The 1,084-nt window shown below is 42.3% G+C and carries 1 protein-coding gene; it reads left to right on the top strand.

What is annotated here, in order from left to right; genetic code table 11:
• A partial coding sequence (locus ACRCJ0_RS14920; RefSeq protein WP_431390995.1) for a peptide chain release factor 3 occupies positions 1-1,084 on the top strand: 1,084 nt, incomplete at both ends.

Here is a 1,084-nt window from a genome sequence, read left to right as displayed (position 1 = left end):
AGAGCAACAACGTGGGATTTCCGTTACCTCTTCAGTGATGCAGGTAGACTACGATGGTTACCAAATCAACCTAGTGGATACCCCAGGACATGAGGACTTCTCTGAGGATACTTACCGTACTTTGATGGCTGTAGATGCGGCCGTGATGGTAATTGACTCAGGTAAAGGGATCGAGCCTCAAACTAAGAAATTATTCCAAGTTTGTCGTATGCGTGGAATTCCAATTTTCACCTTCATGAACAAATTAGACCGTGATGGCCGTGAACCGATGGACTTAGTTGCTGAACTTGAAGAAGTGTTAGACATCGATGCCTATGCAATGAACTGGCCAATGGGTATGGGGAAACAATTCCTTGGTTTATATGATTTCTACAACAACCGTGTTGAATTAACCCATCCAGAAGAAAATGGCGACAACGACTTCCTTCCATTGAACGAAGACGGTGAAGTTGAAGGCGACTTTAAATTTAAAGAATCATCTATTTATACAGAAGCCTTGGAAAACGCAGAATTAATGCGTGAAGCTGGTAACGGTTTTGATGCAGAAGCCATTGATGCCGGTGAATTAACGCCTGTGTTCTTTGGATCTGCCTTAACAGGATTTGGTGTACAAACCTTCCTAGATGCCTTCGTTGATTTCGCACCAGCACCTTCTGCAGTAGCTACTGTTGAAGAAGGGGAAGAAATTGAACCAACAGATGCTGAGTTAAGTGGTTTTATCTTTAAAATCCAAGCCAACATGGACCCTCGTCACCGTGACCGGATTGCCTTTGTTCGTATCGTGTCAGGTGCCTTTGAAGAAGGAATGGATGTTAAAGTGACCCGTACTGGCAAGAAAATCAAATTGAACAATACAACCCAATTTATGGCCGATTCAAGAGAGAACGTTGAAAAAGCTGTCGCCGGCGATATCATTGGTTTGTATGATACAGGGAACTTCCAAATCGGTGATACCATTTATACAGGCAAAAAGGCCGTATCATTCCCACCACTACCACAATTTACACCGGAATTATTCATGAAAGTATCACCTAAAAATGTCATGAAACAAAAATCATTCCATAAAGGGATGCAACAATTAGTC

It is taken from the genome of Aerococcus sp. L_32 (assembly GCF_050689315.1).
This window is presented reverse-complemented; position numbering and strand designations above follow the sequence as displayed.